Source organism: Streptomyces sp. NBC_01334 (assembly GCF_035983595.1).
GTDB classification, from domain to species: domain Bacteria; phylum Actinomycetota; class Actinomycetes; order Streptomycetales; family Streptomycetaceae; genus Streptomyces; species Streptomyces coriariae.
This window is the reverse complement of record NZ_CP130718.1, coordinates 2,848,328-2,863,924: the sequence shown is the minus strand read 5'-3', so window position 1 is coordinate 2,863,924 and position 15,597 is coordinate 2,848,328. Positions and strand designations below refer to the sequence as shown.

The window sequence follows — 15,597 nt, the reverse complement described above, 5'->3', positions numbered from 1 at the left end:
CGGACCGCTAACGGGCCGGCCGCGGTTCGGCGCACACCCGGGCCACCAACTCCCGCACCACGGCAGCCCCGTTCAGCGTCAGCACCGACTCCGGATGGAACTGGACGCCGGCGACCGCGTTCATGGGGGCGCCATCGGCGCGCCGCGGCCCGCGCAGCGCGTGCACCTCGCCGTTCACGGCCCGGCTCACCTCCACCCCGTGCGCGGCCAGCTCCCGCAGCGTCTCGTCGTCGCACAGCGCCACGAAGCTGTTGTAGAACCCGACGGTCTCCGCCCGCCCGAACAGGTCCACGGTCGTCTGCGCCCCCTGGTACGGCACCTCCTTCCGCACGATGTCCAGCCCCAGCTCCGCCGCGATCAGCTCGTGCCCGAGGCAGACCCCGAGGACACCGTGCCGGTGCTCCCGGATCACCCGCGCGGTCAGCCCCCGCAGCAACCGCATCTTCGGGTCGGTCAGGTCGGACGGGTCGCCGGGGCCGGGGCCCAGCACGACCGGCCCCTCGTGCGCGAGCACCGACTCCGTCAGCCCGGGTTGGTCGTAGCGCCGGACGCTGACCTCGAGACCGCTCGACCGCAGCACGTGCGCGAGCATCGCGGTGAAGGTGTCCTCGCCGTCGACGACGAGCGCGTGCCCGGTCAGTTCCTCCGTCCGCTCCTGCATCCGCAGCCAGAACGGCGCCAGCGAGGCCCGGCGCCCGTCCAGCGCCGCCCGCACCCGGGGGTCGTCGGCCAGCCGGGGCCGCGTGCCGTCCGTCCGTGGCCTGCCCGGCCGGACACCGAGCGCGGCCAGCACGCCCGCCGCCTTCGCGTGCGTCTCCGCGACCTCGCCCGCCGGATCCGAGCCGCGGACGAGCGTGGCGCCCACCGGCACCCGCAGCCGCCCGGCCGCGTCGATGTCGGCGGTGCGGATGAGAATGGGGGAGTCGAGGGTCTGGGCCCCGCCCGTGTCCCGGCCCAGCAGCGCCAGCGCGCCGGCGTAGTAACCCCGCCCGACCCCGTCCGGCCCGAGGGGCTCGTACCGCTCGATGACCCGGCATGCGTTCTGCACGGGCGAGCCGGTGACGGTCGCCGCGAACATGGTCTCCTTCAGCACCTCCCGCACATCCAGCGAGGACCTGCCGCGCAGCTCGTACTCCGTGTGCGCGAGATGCGCCATCTCCTTCAGCCGGGGTCCGATCACCACCCCGCCCATGTCACCGACGGTGCACATCATCTTGAGCTCCTCGTCGACGACCATCGACAGCTCCTCGATCTCCTTGCCGTCGGCGAGGAAGTCCAGCAGCCGCTCGGGTGTCGGACCCTCCGCCGGATACCGGTACGTCCCGCTGATCGGGTTCATCACGACCGTGCCGCCGGACATCCGCACATGCACCTCGGGGCTGGCTCCCACCAGCGTCCGGTCCCCGGTGTGCACGACGAACGTCCAGTAGGCGCCCCGCTCGCCTTCGAGGAGCCGCCGGAAGAGGGCCAGCGCGTCGGCCCGGCCGAACCCCGGGATCCGCCCCCGGTAGGTCCGCCGGATCACGAAGTTGGCACCCTCGCCCCGGCCGATCTCGTCCCGCAGCACCCGCCCGACGATCTCCGCGTAGTCCTCGTCGGACACGTCGAAGCCGCCGTCCTCGACCCGCACGTCCCGGGCCGGGAGCCGGTCGAGGACATCCGCCAGGGGCAGGACGTGACGCTCCTCGGGAACCAGCACCGCCAGCGGGGTGCCGTCGTCGCGGACGTCGAAGCCGCGTTCGCGGATCTGCCGGAAGGGGACGAGCGCCAGGCACTCCTCGGGCAGGTCGGCGAGCCGGTCGTACGTGGCGACCGGACCGAGCAGCACCTCCACCGTGTCCGCGTCATGGCCGGGAGTGCGGCGGCGGAGCAGGGCGAACGGGCGGTCGTCGTGGAGCAGCTGTGCCAGGTCCATGGGTTCCTCTTCCGTCGATCTCGATCTCGATCGATGTCGGTATCGGTGAGGAACGGCCCCGGACACGCCGAAGGCCGCCCCTCGGGCGGCCTTCGCGAAGTCTTGCGTACGCGCAGTTCAGTGGGCCGCCGGATGAGCGGTCCACCACCAGTTCTGGGTCGAAAGCGCGAACATGCGACGCACCCTACCCCACGCGCACCTGAGCACAGGGGCGTCTCACCTGTCGAGCCGGGCGAAAACGACTCGACACGACCCCGTAATGTTGAGGGCGTGACCGTGAACGCTAAGACCAGCGCGAGCGCTGGCAACACCTGGCGAGACCTGCCCGCGGCGCAGCAGCCCGAGTACCCCGACACCGAGGCTCTGCGCGCAGTGATCGCGGACCTCGAGTCGTATCCGCCGCTCGTCTTCGCGGGCGAGTGCGACCAGCTGCGCGCCCGGATGGCGGCCGTCGCCAAGGGAGAGGCGTTCCTTCTCCAGGGCGGCGACTGCGCCGAGGCGTTCGACGGGGTGTCCGCCGATCAGATCCGCAACAAGCTCAAGACGCTGCTCCAGATGGGCGCCGTGCTCACGTACGCGGCCTCGGTGCCGGTCGTCAAGGTCGGCCGGATCGCCGGCCAGTACTCGAAGCCGCGCTCCAAGGGCACCGAGACCCGCGACGGCGTGACCCTGCCGACGTACCGAGGCGACTCGGTCAACGGCTTCGACTTCGACGAGGCGTCCCGTATCCCGGACCCCGAGCGCCTGAAGCGGATGTACAACGCGTCCGCCTCCACGCTCAACCTGGTGCGTGCCTTCACCACCGGCGGCTACGCCGACCTGCGCCAGGTGCACGCCTGGAACCAGGACTTCGTGAAGCAGTCCCCGTCCGGTCAGCGCTACGAGCAGCTCGCCCGCGAGATCGACAACGCGCTGAACTTCATGCACGCCTGCGGGGCCGACCCGGAGGAGTTCAAGACGGTCGAGTTCTTCTCCTCGCACGAGGCGCTGCTGCTCGACTACGAGTCCGCCCTGACCAGGGTCGACTCCCGCACCGGGCGGCTGTACGACGTCTCGGCGCACATGGTGTGGATCGGTGAGCGCACCCGGCAGCTGGACCACGCGCACATCGAGTTTGCCTCGAAGATCCGCAACCCGATCGGCATCAAGCTCGGCCCGACGACCACGGCCGAGGAGGCGCTGCAGTACATCGAGCGCCTCGACCCCGACCGCGAGCCGGGCCGGCTGACCTTCATCGTCCGCATGGGCGCCGACAAGGTCCGCGACAAGCTGCCCGAGCTGGTCGAGAAGGTCAGCGCCTCGGGTGCGACCGTCGCCTGGATCACCGACCCGATGCACGGCAACACCTACGAGGCGGCCTCGGGTCACAAGACCCGCCGGTTCGACGACGTGCTCGACGAGGTCAAGGGCTTCTTCGAGGTCCACAAGGCGCTCGGCACCCACCCGGGCGGCATCCACGTGGAGCTGACCGGCGACGATGTCACCGAGTGCGTGGGCGGCGGCGACGAGATCTTCGTCGACGACCTGCACCAGCGCTACGAGACGGCCTGTGACCCCCGCCTGAACCGCAGCCAGTCCCTGGACCTGGCCTTCCTGGTGGCGGAGATGTACCGGGACCAGTGACCTTCCGGTCATGGAGGTGGGGCGCGGATCACATACGATCCGCGCCCCACTCCACTTTTGCGTCCGTCGACCGCCGGGTAAGGTTAGGTTAGCCTTATTGATCTCGGTGGGAGGTGAATCCGCGTGTTCGTATGCAGCTGCTTCGGTGTGACCGAGGCGCAGGTCCAGCAGCACGCGGACAACGGAGCCTGCACCCCCCGCCAGATCGCCTCCGCCTGCAAGGCGGGCACGGACTGCGGGTCGTGCGTCCGTCGTATCCAGGCGATCCTCGGCCGGGGCGCCTTGCCGCGCCGCGACCTCGCAGGCCAGGGCAGGCCGGTCCTCGCCGGCCTCGAGGAGTACGAAGGCCTCGAGGAAGCCGCCTAACCAGGGGCTCAGCTCTCCGGCTGCTCGATCAGCTGCGCGAGGTACAGCGCCTCACCGAGCTTCTCCACCAGGTCGAGCTGCGTGTCGAGGTAGTCGATGTGGTGCTCCTCGTCCTCGAGGATCGATTCGAAGATGTTCGCGGACGTGATGTCACCCTTTTCGCGCATCACCTTGATTCCGCGCTTCAGCCGGTCGATCGCCTCGACCTCGACCTGACGGTCGGCCTCGAACATCTCCTTGACCGTCTGTCCGACCCGTACGTGGAAGAGCCGCTGGTAGTTCGGCAGCCCGTCCAGGAACAGGATCCGGTCGGTGAGCACCTCGGCGTGCTTCATCTCGTCGAACGACTCGTGCCGGGTGTACTTGGCGAGCTTCGTCCAGCCGAAGTTCTCCTGCATCTTGGCGTGGAGGAAGTACTGGTTGATCGCGGTGAGCTCGCCGGTGAGCTGCTCGTTGAGGAACTCGATGACCTCGGGGTCGCCCTGCATCGCAGAGGCTCCTTCCACATGGGGAATCGGGGTGGGGATTCGGGGAGGCTGCCGCCGAATGATTGCACCGGTGCCGAAGATCGTCCAGTAAGTGCGTACTTAGTAAGTTAGTGCATGCTTAGTAGCAGTTGCCCGATTCGGGATATGCCCGGTCATGGCTGGTCATGTGCACCGTCCGGGGTCTGTCAGGATGGAGTCATGGGTCAGCCGGTGGAGCGCGAATCTGGAGAAGAAGCAGTGTCCGAGCTTCCGCCGGGGCAGCGACTTCAGCGGGGATGGCCCGTCACGCACTACGGCCCGGTGCCCAAGTTCCGGCCCGAGCGCTGGGAGTTCAGGGTCTTCGGCGCCACCGCCGACGGTGAGAAGCGCTGCTGGAGCCACGAGGAGTTCACGGCCCTTCCGTACGCGTCCGTCGTGGCCGATCTGCACTGCGTGACGAAGTTCAGCATGCTCGGCGCCGAGTGGGGCGGGATCCCGGCCCGTACCATCCTGGAGAGCGCTCCGCCCGCCCCGAACGTCACCCATGTGATGGTGTGGGCCGAGTACGGCTTCAGCTCGAACCTGCGCCTGGCCGACTTCGCCGCCGAGCGCACGATCTTCGCCACCCACAAGGACGGCGAGCTGCTCACCGCCGAGCACGGCTTCCCGCTGCGGCTGGTCGTTCCGCACCTCTACGCCTGGAAGGGCCCCAAGTGGGTCCGCGGCGTCGAGTACATGACCGCCGACCGCCGTGGCTTCTGGGAGGAGCGCGGCTACCACAACCTCGGCGACCCGTGGAAGGAACAGCGCTACTCGTACCAGGAGGGGCCGGGCGACGGCCCGGAACTCTGATCTCCCCGGTACGGCGTCAGCCGTCCCGCAGCTTCTTCAGCCGCTCCACGTCCGCCGCGTGCCCCTCCTTGCCGCCGGGCGTCTCGATGATCAGCGGTACGCCCGCGGTGGCCGGGTGCGTCATCAGCGCCCGGAACGGGTCCTCGCCGATGTGACCCGCGCCGATGTTCTCGTGCCGGTCCTTGTGGGCGCCGACCACGTCCTTGGAGTCATTGGCGTGGATCAGCTTCAGCCGGCCCTCGCCGACCGTGTCCACCAGCAGATCGAGGGTCTGGTGCATACCGGCCGGGCCGGTCAGATCGTGCCCGGCCGCGAAGATGTGGCAGGTGTCGAGGCATACGCCCAGCTTGGGATGGGCGTCCAGCGCCTCGAAGTACGGCCCGAAGTCCCAGGTCCGGGAGCAGAGCGAGGCGCCCTGGCCGGCGGTGGACTCGAGCAGCAGGAACGGGTCGTCGTCGTGGGTCAGCTCGTCCAGCAGCGGCAGCAGGTACTCCCGCACCTGCTTCAGCGCCACCGACCGGTCCCGTCCGCCCGTCGCGCTCCCCGTGTGCACGACCACGCCCAGCGCGCCGATCTCCCGCCCGCGGCGCAGCGAGTGCCGCATCGACTCCACCGACCTCTCGGCCGTCGCCTCGGTGTGCGAGCCGAAGTTGATCAGGTACGGCGCGTGTACGTACGCCGGGACCGATCGCGCCGCGCACGCCTCCCGGAAGGCCTCGTCCTGTCGCGGGTTGCCGACCGGAGTGGCCCAGCCACGCGGATTGGCGACGAAGACCTGGACCGTCTCGGCGGCGAGGTCGCGCGCGTACGACATGCCCACGTCGTGCAGACCGCCGGCCACGGGGACGTGACCGCCGATGGGATTGCGGGAGGGGAGGGGGGCTGGAGAACTCACCCGTTCAGGGTGTCATGCCCTGCGCACCGCCCCGGCACCGCCCGGTCACCGGATGGTGATCGTGATCGTCGATCCCTTGGGCGCCGTGTCGCCGGCGGCCACGGACTGGCTCTTCACGGTGTCGCCGAACAGTCCGAGCAGCCCCCGGTCCTCCTCGACCTCGAACCCGGACTGCTCCAGGAGCGACTTGGCGTCGTCGACGCTCGCGCCGACCACGTCCGGGACCTCGACCATCTCCGGTCCCTTGGACAGCGTCAGCGTCACCGTGTCACCCTCGGCGGCCTCGCTGCCCTCCTCCGGGGTCTGCGTCGCGACCCGGCCCTTGTCGAACTCCGAGGTGACCTGCTCGGTGGCGACCTTCACCTTCAGACCGGCCTCCTCCAGCTCGGCCCTGGCGTCGTCCACGGCGTCGCCGGTGACGTCCGGGATGTCGACCGGGGCGCCCTTGCTGACCACGATCGACACCGCGGTGCCCGCGCGGCGCTTCGTGCCCGCCTCCGGGTCGGTGCTGATCACGAAGCCCTTGATGACGTCCTCGCTGAACTCCCGGGTGACCAGACCCGGCTCCAGGCCGTCCGTCTTCAGCAGCTCCTCGGCCTTGTCCAGCCGGGAGCCCGTCACATCCGGCACCTTCACGATCTCCGGGCCGTCGGAGACGGTGAGCGTCACGGAGTCGTGCTTGCGGATCCGGGCGCCCGGATCCGGGTCGGTGTCCATGACGGTGCCGCGCTTCACGGTGTCGCTGTGCTGGTGCCGCACCTTGCCGACCTCGAGGCCGGCGGCCTCCAGCCGGGTCCTGGCCTCCGCCTCCTTCTGCGTGAGCACCGCGGGGACCTTGGTGAACTGGCCGGAGTTGATGTACCAGACACCGGCGCCCACGCCGAACACCAGCAGGACGGCGGCGACGAGCGCGAGCACCCCGCGCCGGGGCCGTGCGGAACGGCGCCGGGGCGGCAGGGGCGGCCCGCTCTGGAAGCGAGAGGTGCGGTTGAGCGGGTCCTCACCGTCGGCCGGGTCGTCGTCGTTGACGGGCAGCGGACGGGGCACGGTGAGCGAGCGCGGGATCACGCTCGTCCGGTCCTCGGCGTTGTCGTGTCCGGCGGAGACGGCCTGTGGCGGCATCGCGTCCAGCTGGTCCACGCTGAGCGGAGCGCGCGCCTCCCGTACCAGCCCGAGCAGCGCGACGGCGTCGTACGGCCGGACGTCGGGGGTGCGGGCGGTGGCCGACGCCACGAGCTCGTCCAGCTCGAAGGGCATCCCGGGGACGAGGGCCGACGGCGGTGGAACGTCCTCGTGGAGGTGCTTGTAGAGCACGATCGCGGGGGAGTCGCCGTCGTGAGGTTTCTCACCGGTGAGCATCTCGTAGAGCACCACCCCGCACGCGTACACGTCGACGCGGGGGTCGGCGGCGCCGGGCTGCTCGATCTGCTCGGGGGCGAGATAGGCGACGGTGCCGAGGACGGCTCCCGTGGTGCTGGTCACGGTGTCGACGGACCGCACCAGCCCGAAGTCCGCGACCTTGACCCGCCCGTCGTCCCCTATGAGCACGTTCTCCGGCTTCATGTCCCGGTGCACGAACCCGGCCCGGTGCGCGGCGCCGAGCGCGGCCAGCACGGGCTCCAGGATGTCGAGCGCGGCCCGCGGCTGGAGCGCCCCGCGCTCCCGCAGCACGTCGCGCAGCGTGCATCCGGCGATGTACTCCATGGCGAGATAGACGTACGACCCATCGGCGCCCTGATCGAACACCTGGACGACATTCGGGTGGGCGAGCCGGGCGACCGACTTCGCCTCCCGGATGAACCGCTCGACGAACGCCCCGTCGGCGGCGAGCGCCGGGTGCATCACCTTGAGGGCGAGCACGCGGTCCAGGCGGGTGTCCACGGCCCGGTAGACCGTGGCCATCCCGCCGACCGCGATGCGCGCCTCTACGCGATACCGGCCGTCGAGCAGCTGCCCGACCAGAGGGTCCTGAAGGGTCGTGTCCACGCAGGTGAGTCTACGAGCCGCCGCTGACACCTCCGCCGGTTCCACCGCGATCGCAGCGTGACTGGAGCCGACCTGTGACGCAACCCACGGGTCCCGCGACTCCCGTATCCGGAGACCGGACGGTAGCGCGGCGGAGGTCAGAACGCGGGGCGCTCGGGGTCCAGCACGGCCCGGCCCTCCACGGGCGAGGAAGCCTCCGCGAAGTAGCGGGGCGGGATCCGCCCGGCCAGCCGGGCCAGCCTTCCCGCCTCGACGCCGGCCCGCATGGCCGACGCCATCCGCTCGGGTTCCCGCGCCCGCGTCACCGCCGACGCCAGCATCACCCCCGCACACCCCAGCTCCATCGCCAGCGCCACGTCCGACGCGGTGCCCGCCCCCGCGTCCAGAATCACCGGCACGCGCGCGTGCTCGACGATCAGCTGGAAGTTGTGCGGGTTGCGAATGCCCAGCCCGGAGCCGATCGGCGAGCCCAGCGGCATCACCGCCGCGCACCCCACGTCCTCCAGCTTCCTGGCCAGCACCGGATCGTCGTTCGTGTACGGCAGCACCGTGAACCCGTCGTCCACCAGCGTCTCCGCCGCCTCCAGCAGCTCGATCGGGTCCGGCAGCAGCGTGCGCTCGTCGGCGATGACCTCCAGCTTGATCAGATCGGTGCCCAGCGCCTCCCGCGCCAGCCGGGCCGTCAGCACGGCCTCCCCGGCGGTGAAACAGCCCGCCGTGTTCGGCAGCACCCGGATACCGAGCCGCTCCAGCACCGACAGCACGGAACCGTGCACCGACGGGTCCACCCGGCGCATCGCGACCGTCGTCAGCTCGGTCCCGGACGCCACCAGCGCCCGCTCCAGCACCTCCAGGCTGGGCGCACCCCCGGTGCCCATGATCAGACGGGACGAGAAGGACCTGCCTCCGAGGACGAAGGGATCGTCGGCCATGGCTCAGCCCCCCTGGACCGCGGTGAGGACTTCCACCCGGTCACCGTCGCGCAGCGCCGTCGACGGCCACTGCGCGCGCGGGACGACGGTCTCGTTGAGCGCGGCGGCCACCCCGGAGGGCGCCGGCGTCAGGGACCGTACGACGCTGTCGAGGGCCGTACCGGGAGCGAACTCGCGTCGCTCTCCGTTCACCGAGACCTGCACGGGGGCGTTCTCCCGGGCGTTGTCCTGGGCGTTGTCCTGGGCGTTCATGCGGGCTGCTCCGAGAGTGCGGTGGCGCCGAAGCGCCGGGGCGTGAAGGGACGGGCCTCGTCCGGGAGCTCCCCGGTGGCCAGCGCGTGCGCCATCGCGTCACCCGTCACCGGCGTCAGCAGCACGCCGTTGCGGTAGTGGCCGGTGGCCAGCAGCAACCCCGCCAGCTCCGTCGGCCCGAGAAGCGGCGCGTTGTCCGGGGACCCGGGCCGCAGCCCCGCGCGCGTCTCCGTGAGCGGCAGCTCGGTGATCCCCGGGACCAGCTCATGGGCGTCGCGCAGCAACTCGTACACGCCCCCCGCCGTCACCGTGGTGTCCCAGCCCAGCTCCTCGCTGGTGGCGCCCACGACCAGCTCGCCGTTCTCCCGGGGGACCAGGTAGACCTGGCTGCCGCGCACCACGGCCCGCACGGTCCGGCTCAGGAACGGCGCGTACCGCGGCGGCACGGTCAGCCGCAGCACCTGGCCCTTCACCGGCCGTACGGGAGGCAGCACGTCCTGCGGCACCCCCGCGAGCCGTCCGCTCAGGCTGCCGCCGGCGAGCACCACCTGCCCCGCCTCCAGGGCCGTACCGTCCCGCGTGACGACCCCCGTGGCGCGCCCGCCCACGACGGACAGCCGCTCGGCCCGTACGCGGTGGAAGGCCACCCCGGCCCGCTCGCACGCGGCCACCAGCGCCGCGGTCAGCCGCCGCGGGTCGATCTGATGGTCGCCGTCGACCCGCAGCCCGCCCCGCACCCCGGGCGCCAGCAGCGGCTCCAGGCGCCGGCACTCACGCCCGGACAGCCACTCCGACTCCAGCCCCGACTGCTGCTGAAGCGCGTGCAGTTCGCGCAGATGGGCGCGGTCGTCGGAGTCCAGCGCGACCGCGAGCGTGCCGCAGCGCCGGTAGCCGAGGTCGTGGCCGGTCAGCTCCGTCAGCTCGGCCGCGAACTCCGGATAGCGGCGGGCGGAGGCCAGGTTGAGGCCGAGCAGGGTCTGCTCGCCGTGGTGCAGTTCGGTGACGGCGGCCAGCATCCCGGCCGCCACCTGGGCGGCTCCGCCGCCCGGCGCCGGGTCGACCACGGCCGTGGCGAAGCCGCGCTGCGCGGCCCGCCAGGCCGTGACCAGCCCGATGATCCCGCCCCCGATGACGAGGACGTCTGACGTACGTGGAGACGACATGGGCGTCCAGCCCCTCCCTTCGCCGGCATGACCCGGATCAGGTTCGACGGTCGGAGGCCGCCAGCCTCCCTCTCAGCCCGGTGCGTCCGGACTCCCGCGTGTGCTCTAGGTTGGCCACCCTAGCCCGTGGTCCGGCGCCTCTGTAAGGGAGCCTTTCGTCATGCCCCGCTCGTTGGACGGCCTCGTCCTCGCGCCCGTCGCCGACCAGGCCCCGGGCCAGGTCGGCACCCGCACCCGCTTCACGTACCACGAGCGCGGCGGCGAGATCTGGGCGGAGTACGCGGGCGGTGACGTCGTACGCGGGCATCTCGTGGGTACCCGGGAAGGGGACCGGCTCGACTTCCGGTACGTACAGCTCAAGCACGACGGGACGACGTCCTCGGGGCACTGCGTCTCGACGGTCGTGGAGCTGGAGGACGGACGGATGCGGCTCGAGGAGAGCTGGGCGTGGGAGTCGCAGGAGGGCAGCGGCACCAGCGTTGTGGAGCAGGTCACGGCGCACGACGGCTGACTGACGATTCGTCAGCCGCCTAAGGTGATCAGGTGAGCGAGCAGAGGCAGGAAGAAGGCGGTCCGTCCGGGCGGCGCGTGGTGGTCGTCGGCGCGGGCATGGCCGGGGTGCAGACCGCCGTGGCCCTGCGTGAGCAGGGCTTCGACGGCACGGTGACGCTGATCGGCGCGGAGCCCCACCAGCCCTACGACCGGCCCCCGCTGTCCAAGGCCGTCCTGCTCGGCAACGCCGAGGGCTCCGCCTTCGACGTCGACTTCGAGGGCCTCGGCATCGAGCTGGTGCTCGGCCGTGAGGTCGGCGGCCTTCGACCCGCCGACCACGAGCTGGACACCGAGGCCGGGCCCGTCCCCTACGACGTCCTCGTCCTCGCCACCGGTGCCGAACCGATCCGGCTGCCCGGCGCCGAGGGCGTGCCCGGCGTGCATCTGCTGCGCACCCTGGACGACGCCGAACGGCTGCGGCCCGTACTCGCCCGGCAGCACGACATCGTGGTCGTCGGCGCCGGCTGGATCGGCGCCGAGTTCGCCACGGCCGCGCGGGAGGCCGGCTGCGCGGTCACCGTCGTCGAGGCCGCCGACCGGCCGCTGGCCGGGGCCCTGCCCTCCGAGGTCGCCGCCCCGATGACCGCCTGGTACGCCGACAGCGGCATCGAGCTGCGCACCCACGCGCGCGTGGAGCGCGTCGAGCCCGGTGCGGTCGTCCTGGACGACGGGTCCCGGCTGCCCGCCGGCGCCGTCGTGGTGGGCATCGGCGCCCGCCCCGCCACCGCCTGGCTGGCCGGCTCCGGCGTCGCGCTCGGCGCCCACCGTGAGGTCGTGGCCGACGTCCATCTGCGGACCTCCGTGCCCGATGTGTACGCGGTCGGCGACTGCGCCTCCTTCCCCTCGGGGCGGTACGGCGAGCGGCTCCTCGTGCATCACTGGGACAACGCCCTCCAGGGACCGCGCACGGTCGCGGCGAACATCGTCGGCGCCGCCACCGACGAACCCCTTGCCGTCTACGACCCCGTCCCGTACTTCTGGTCCGAGCAGTTCGGCCGCTTCGTCCAGTACGCCGGACACCACGCCGACGCCGACCGCGTGCTGTGGCGCGGCGACCCGTCGGGACCGGCCTGGTCGGTGTGCTGGCTGCGCGGGGACCGGCTGGTCGCCCTGCTGGCCGTGGGCAGGGCGCGCGACCTCGCCCAGGGCAAGCGGCTGATCCAGGCGGGCACGCCCATGAACCCGCGGCTCCTCGCGGATCCGGCGAGGCCGCTGAAGGCGGCGACGGCGGCGGCCTGAGCGCCTGGTCGGACCGGCCCGGTTTCCGACTGTCAGCGGCAGATGGCAGGCTTGTTCCCGTGACCGAGATTGACGCAAAGACCGATGCTCTCGTCCCCGCCTGGCTCACCGTGCCCGACATCGCGGAGATGCTCGATGTCGACGTGATCCGCGTCCGGCAGCTGATCAAGGACGGACAGCTCATCGCCGTACGCCGAGGCGAGAACCGCGCGCTGCACATCCCCGCCGCCTTCATCGACGAGGACAAGGTGGTGAAGGGCCTGGTCGGGACCCTGACCCTGCTGCGGGACGACGGCTTCAAGGACGAAGAGATGCTCGAGTGGCTCTTCACCCCCGACCCGAGCCTGCCGGGCACCCCCGCGCAGGCCCTGAGTGAGAATCGCGGCACGGAGGTGAAGCGCCGCGCCCAGGCGCTCGCCGTCTGACCCGCGTATTCGAACCGACACACGCGGCGTACGGGGGCGCTCGCTCCCGTACGCCACCGCACTGGGGGACCTTCGTATGCCCGACACCGCCCGCACCGGCCTGGCCGACGCCCTGCTGTACCTCTGCACGGACGCCCGCACCCGCCAGGGCGACCTCCCGGAGTTCCTGGACGCGGTCCTCGCGGGCGGTGTCGACATCGTCCAGCTGCGCGACAAGGGCATCGAGGCGGCCGAGGAGCTGGAGCACCTCGAGGTCTTCGCCGACGCCTGCGCCCGGCACGGCAAGCTGCTCGCGGTCAACGACCGCGCGGACGTCGCGCACGCGGCCGCCGCCGACGTGCTCCACCTCGGCCAGGGCGACCTGCCGGTCCCCGCGGCCCGCGCGATCCTCGGCGAGGAGGTCCTCGTCGGCCGCTCCACGCACTCGGAGGCGGAGGCCGGGGCCGCCGCCGTCCAGGAGGGCGTCGACTACTTCTGCACGGGCCCGTGCTGGCCCACCCCCACCAAGCCCGGCCGGCCCGCCCCCGGCCTCGACCTGGTACGGCGCACGGCCGCCCTCGGCACCGACCGCCCCTGGTTCGCCATCGGCGGCATCGACCTCGGCAACCTGGACGAGGTACTGGCGGCGGGTGCCCGCCGGGTCGTCGTCGTCCGGGCGATCACGGACGCGGACGACCCGGGTGCCGCGGCGGCGGAGTTCGCGAAGCGGCTGCGCGAGGCGTGATCCGGCCGGCCCCGGGCCGGTACTTCCGGCACGGCCGACACGTCTGGTACGGCTGTCCCAAGGGGTGGACAACAAGTCGACAATCCGGGCAAATTTCCCGCATCGGGTTGGGGGACCGCCCACCCCTGGCTAACCTGCGGGTATGGCCCTAGGAACCGCATCCACCAGGACGGACCGCGCGCGCACCGTGCGCGACATCCTGGCGACCGGCAAGACGACGTACTCGTTCGAGTTCTACGCGCCGAAGACGCCGAAGGGTGAGCGGAGCCTGTGGAACGCGCTGCGCCGGGTCGAGGCGGTCGCCCCTGACTTCGTCTCGGTGACGTACGGTGCCGGCGGCTCCACCCGGGCGACCACGGTCAGGGAGACCCAGCAGATCGTCGTCGACACCACCCTCACGCCGGTCGCGCACCTCACTGCCGTGGACCACTCCATCGCCGAGCTGCGCAACATCATCGGCCAGTACGCCGACGCCGGGATCCGCAACATGCTCGCCGTGCGCGGCGACCCGCCCGGCGACCCCATGGGCGCGTGGGTACCGCACCCCCAGGGCCTGACGTACGCCGCCGAACTCGTCCGGCTCATCAAGGAGTCGGGCGACTTCTGCGTGGGTGTCGCGGCCTTCCCCGAGATGCACCCGCGCTCCGGCGACTGGGACACGGACGTCACGCACTTCGTCGACAAGTGCCGGGCCGGCGCCGACTACGCCATCACGCAGATGTTCTTCGAGCCCGAGTCGTATCTGCGGCTGCGCGACCGCGTCGAGGCGGCGGGCTGTGTGACTCCGGTCATCCCCGAGGTCCTGCCGGTGACGAGTGTGAAGATGCTGGAGAGCCTGCCCAAGCTCAGCAACGCCCACTTCCCGGCCGCCCTGAAAGAGCGGATCCTCACAGCCAAAGACGATCCGGCCGCTGTACGCTCCATTGGCATCGACTTCGCCACGGAGTTCTGCGCACGGCTGCTGGCCGAGGGAGTGCCCGGACTGCACTTCATCACGCTCAACAACTCCACGGCGACGCTGGAAATCTACGAGAACCTGGGCCTGCACCATCCGCCGCAGGCCTAGACCGGTCGCATTCACATACGACACACTGCGTAGCGGCCACTGGGAGAGGGGCGTACATGGGCTGGACGGTCCTCTACATCGCGTTTGGCTTTGTCGCGCTGTGGCTGCTCGGCGAGGTTCTGCTGCAGTACAAGGCGCGGCTGCGCTGGCGGTTGCTGGCCTTCGTCGGCTTCCTCGGCGTGGTTCTCGGTGTCCTGATCCCGTCGGTCATCGTCATCGCACTGGGCGCGGCCGCCTTCGCGGTCGGCCAGACCTACGTCACGCTGTCGTTCCGGCGCGGCTTCGCCGAGGGCTGGGCCTTCCGGCGCGGGGACGCGGACACGGACGGTGAGGGCGGTGCCGTCACCAAGCGGCGCCGCGGCAAGGCCGAGCGCAAGGACCCGACGCTCGAGGTCTCCGGCCTGGAGGCGGGCGAGGCCGGTATCGGCGCCGATTCGCAGTACGGCACCGACGACGTGGCGTTCGGCCAGGACAGGAACGCCTTCGGCGACAAGAACGCCTTCGGCGACGACGACTACGACCGCGACGACGTCTTCACGCCCGCGGCCCGCAGCACCGATCCCTCGGCGGCCGAGACCACGTCCGTGTACGAGCCGCAGCCCCTGCCCGACGACACCGGCTCCTACGGCATATACAGCGACACCGCGTACGCGGCCGCGGGCGGCCAGGACCAGTCGCAGGGCCAGCCCCAGGACCAGTACGCGACGGCCGCCCAGGGCACGGACCAGAACTACGGGTACGACACGTACTCCGGGTACCACCAGCAGCAGTACGGCTACGACGCCACCGGCGAGCAGCAGTACGCCGCCTACTCCGACCCGTACATCGGCACCCAGACCTACGGCGGCGGCTCCTACGACGCCGGCTACGGCCAGCAGCAGTACGGGCAGCAGGGCTACAGCCAGGAGCAGTACGGCACCGGCGGCTACGGGGAGACCCCGGCGGGCGGCGTCTGGGTCCCGCAGCAGCGCAGCACCGACGACCCGCTGGGCGGCGAACTCCCGCCCGAGCAGCAGCAGTACCCGTACCAGGGCGACGGCCAGCAGCAGGGCCACGGCCAGGGCACCGGCTACGACGAGCAGTATCGGTTCTGACGGCCGCGTCCTCCCGGGAACGCCTGCTGTCGGGGTCGCCGCCGGG

At 71.5% G+C, this 15,597-nt stretch carries 17 protein-coding genes; 9 read left to right on the top strand and 8 right to left on the bottom strand.

What is annotated here, in order from left to right:
• Positions 1-7: 7 nt before the first annotated feature.
• Both OG736_RS13020 and OG736_RS47270 read right to left on the bottom strand, forming a co-directional pair.
• The gene (locus OG736_RS13020; RefSeq protein WP_327182575.1) at positions 8-1,915 is read right to left on the bottom strand and encodes an anthranilate synthase family protein; all 1,908 of its coding nucleotides are present in this window, start codon (positions 1,913-1,915) and stop codon (positions 8-10) included.
• Positions 1,916-2,032: 117 nt separating this feature from the next.
• Positions 2,033-2,089 carry a trp operon leader peptide gene (locus tag OG736_RS47270; RefSeq protein WP_078912442.1) on the bottom strand — a complete coding sequence of 19 codons (57 nt, stop codon included), beginning with the start codon at positions 2,087-2,089 and terminating at the stop codon, positions 2,033-2,035.
• A gap of 96 nt (positions 2,090-2,185) precedes the next feature.
• On the opposite strand from OG736_RS47270, the gene OG736_RS13015 reads away from it, so the two are divergent.
• Positions 2,186-3,538 carry a class II 3-deoxy-7-phosphoheptulonate synthase gene (locus tag OG736_RS13015; protein ID WP_327182574.1) on the top strand — a complete coding sequence of 451 codons (1,353 nt, stop codon included), beginning with the start codon at positions 2,186-2,188 and terminating at the stop codon, positions 3,536-3,538.
• Between the two features lie 123 nt (positions 3,539-3,661).
• Complete coding sequence (locus OG736_RS13010) at positions 3,662-3,904, top strand: (2Fe-2S)-binding protein (RefSeq protein ID WP_171396756.1); 243 nt, start codon at positions 3,662-3,664, stop codon at positions 3,902-3,904.
• Positions 3,905-3,912: 8 nt separating this feature from the next.
• Here the strand turns inward: OG736_RS13010 and bfr are convergent, their stop codons facing one another.
• A complete protein-coding gene (gene bfr, locus OG736_RS13005; protein WP_020129964.1) occupies positions 3,913-4,392 on the bottom strand; it encodes a bacterioferritin in 480 nt (159 codons plus the stop codon).
• Between the two features lie 198 nt (positions 4,393-4,590).
• Here bfr and OG736_RS13000 point away from each other — a divergent pair, with 198 nt between their 5' ends.
• The gene (locus OG736_RS13000) at positions 4,591-5,223 is read left to right on the top strand and encodes a sulfite oxidase-like oxidoreductase (protein ID WP_327182573.1); all 633 of its coding nucleotides are present in this window, start codon (positions 4,591-4,593) and stop codon (positions 5,221-5,223) included.
• A gap of 16 nt (positions 5,224-5,239) precedes the next feature.
• On the opposite strand, the gene OG736_RS12995 is transcribed toward OG736_RS13000, so the two are convergent.
• The 5 genes from OG736_RS12995 to thiO all read right to left on the bottom strand — a co-directional run bounded on the left by OG736_RS12995 (position 5,240) and on the right by thiO (position 10,451).
• Positions 5,240-6,118 (bottom strand): deoxyribonuclease IV, encoded by an 879-nt coding sequence (locus OG736_RS12995; RefSeq protein WP_327182572.1) that lies wholly within the window; start codon positions 6,116-6,118, stop codon positions 5,240-5,242.
• A gap of 45 nt (positions 6,119-6,163) precedes the next feature.
• Positions 6,164-8,104, bottom strand: a complete 1,941-nt coding sequence (pknB, locus tag OG736_RS12990) for a Stk1 family PASTA domain-containing Ser/Thr kinase (RefSeq protein WP_327182571.1) — start codon at positions 8,102-8,104, stop codon at positions 6,164-6,166.
• A gap of 137 nt (positions 8,105-8,241) precedes the next feature.
• Positions 8,242-9,036 carry a thiazole synthase gene (locus tag OG736_RS12985; protein ID WP_327182570.1) on the bottom strand — a complete coding sequence of 265 codons (795 nt, stop codon included), beginning with the start codon at positions 9,034-9,036 and terminating at the stop codon, positions 8,242-8,244.
• A 3-nt stretch (positions 9,037-9,039) separates the two neighbouring features.
• A complete protein-coding gene (gene thiS / locus OG736_RS12980; protein WP_327187597.1) occupies positions 9,040-9,240 on the bottom strand; it encodes a sulfur carrier protein ThiS in 201 nt (66 codons plus the stop codon).
• Positions 9,241-9,284: 44 nt separating this feature from the next.
• Positions 9,285-10,451 (bottom strand): glycine oxidase ThiO, encoded by a 1,167-nt coding sequence (gene thiO, locus OG736_RS12975; protein ID WP_327182569.1) that lies wholly within the window; start codon positions 10,449-10,451, stop codon positions 9,285-9,287.
• A 160-nt stretch (positions 10,452-10,611) separates the two neighbouring features.
• Between thiO and OG736_RS12970 the strand changes: the two genes are divergently transcribed.
• From OG736_RS12970 to OG736_RS12945, 6 genes are all read left to right on the top strand, one after another.
• A complete protein-coding gene (locus OG736_RS12970; RefSeq protein ID WP_327182568.1) occupies positions 10,612-10,962 on the top strand; it encodes an avidin-fold protein in 351 nt (116 codons plus the stop codon).
• Between the two features lie 32 nt (positions 10,963-10,994).
• On the top strand, positions 10,995-12,242 hold the full coding sequence (locus OG736_RS12965; RefSeq protein WP_327182567.1) for an NAD(P)/FAD-dependent oxidoreductase: 1,248 nt from the start codon (positions 10,995-10,997) through the stop codon (positions 12,240-12,242).
• Between the two features lie 59 nt (positions 12,243-12,301).
• Positions 12,302-12,667 carry an Rv2175c family DNA-binding protein gene (locus tag OG736_RS12960; protein WP_054242848.1) on the top strand — a complete coding sequence of 122 codons (366 nt, stop codon included), beginning with the start codon at positions 12,302-12,304 and terminating at the stop codon, positions 12,665-12,667.
• 76 nt (positions 12,668-12,743) lie between these two features.
• The gene (thiE, locus tag OG736_RS12955) at positions 12,744-13,391 is read left to right on the top strand and encodes a thiamine phosphate synthase (protein WP_327182566.1); all 648 of its coding nucleotides are present in this window, start codon (positions 12,744-12,746) and stop codon (positions 13,389-13,391) included.
• Positions 13,392-13,533: 142 nt separating this feature from the next.
• Entirely contained in the window at positions 13,534-14,457 is a 924-nt protein-coding gene (metF, locus tag OG736_RS12950; RefSeq protein ID WP_314222645.1) for a methylenetetrahydrofolate reductase [NAD(P)H], read from the top strand.
• A 56-nt stretch (positions 14,458-14,513) separates the two neighbouring features.
• A complete protein-coding gene (locus OG736_RS12945; protein WP_327182565.1) occupies positions 14,514-15,551 on the top strand; it encodes an SCO2102 family sporulation regulator in 1,038 nt (345 codons plus the stop codon).
• The last annotated feature ends 46 nt before the right edge of the window (positions 15,552-15,597 follow it).

Bases quoted from the DNA above. Each gene is read 5' to 3' on its own strand.
- OG736_RS13020 (WP_327182575.1), bottom strand. From the start codon at position 1,915: ATGGACCTGGCACAGCTGCTCCACGACGACCGCCCGTTCGCCCTGCTC.
- bfr (WP_020129964.1), bottom strand. From the start codon at position 4,392: ATGCAGGGCGACCCCGAGGTCATCGAGTTCCTCAACGAGCAGCTCACC.
- OG736_RS13000 (WP_327182573.1), top strand. From the start codon at position 4,591: ATGGGTCAGCCGGTGGAGCGCGAATCTGGAGAAGAAGCAGTGTCCGAG.
- OG736_RS12985 (WP_327182570.1), bottom strand. From the start codon at position 9,036: ATGGCCGACGATCCCTTCGTCCTCGGAGGCAGGTCCTTCTCGTCCCGT.
- thiO (WP_327182569.1), bottom strand. From the start codon at position 10,451: ATGTCGTCTCCACGTACGTCAGACGTCCTCGTCATCGGGGGCGGGATC.
- OG736_RS12970 (WP_327182568.1), top strand. From the start codon at position 10,612: ATGCCCCGCTCGTTGGACGGCCTCGTCCTCGCGCCCGTCGCCGACCAG.
- thiE (WP_327182566.1), top strand. From the start codon at position 12,744: ATGCCCGACACCGCCCGCACCGGCCTGGCCGACGCCCTGCTGTACCTC.
- metF (WP_314222645.1), top strand. From the start codon at position 13,534: ATGGCCCTAGGAACCGCATCCACCAGGACGGACCGCGCGCGCACCGTG.
- OG736_RS12945 (WP_327182565.1), top strand. From the start codon at position 14,514: ATGGGCTGGACGGTCCTCTACATCGCGTTTGGCTTTGTCGCGCTGTGG.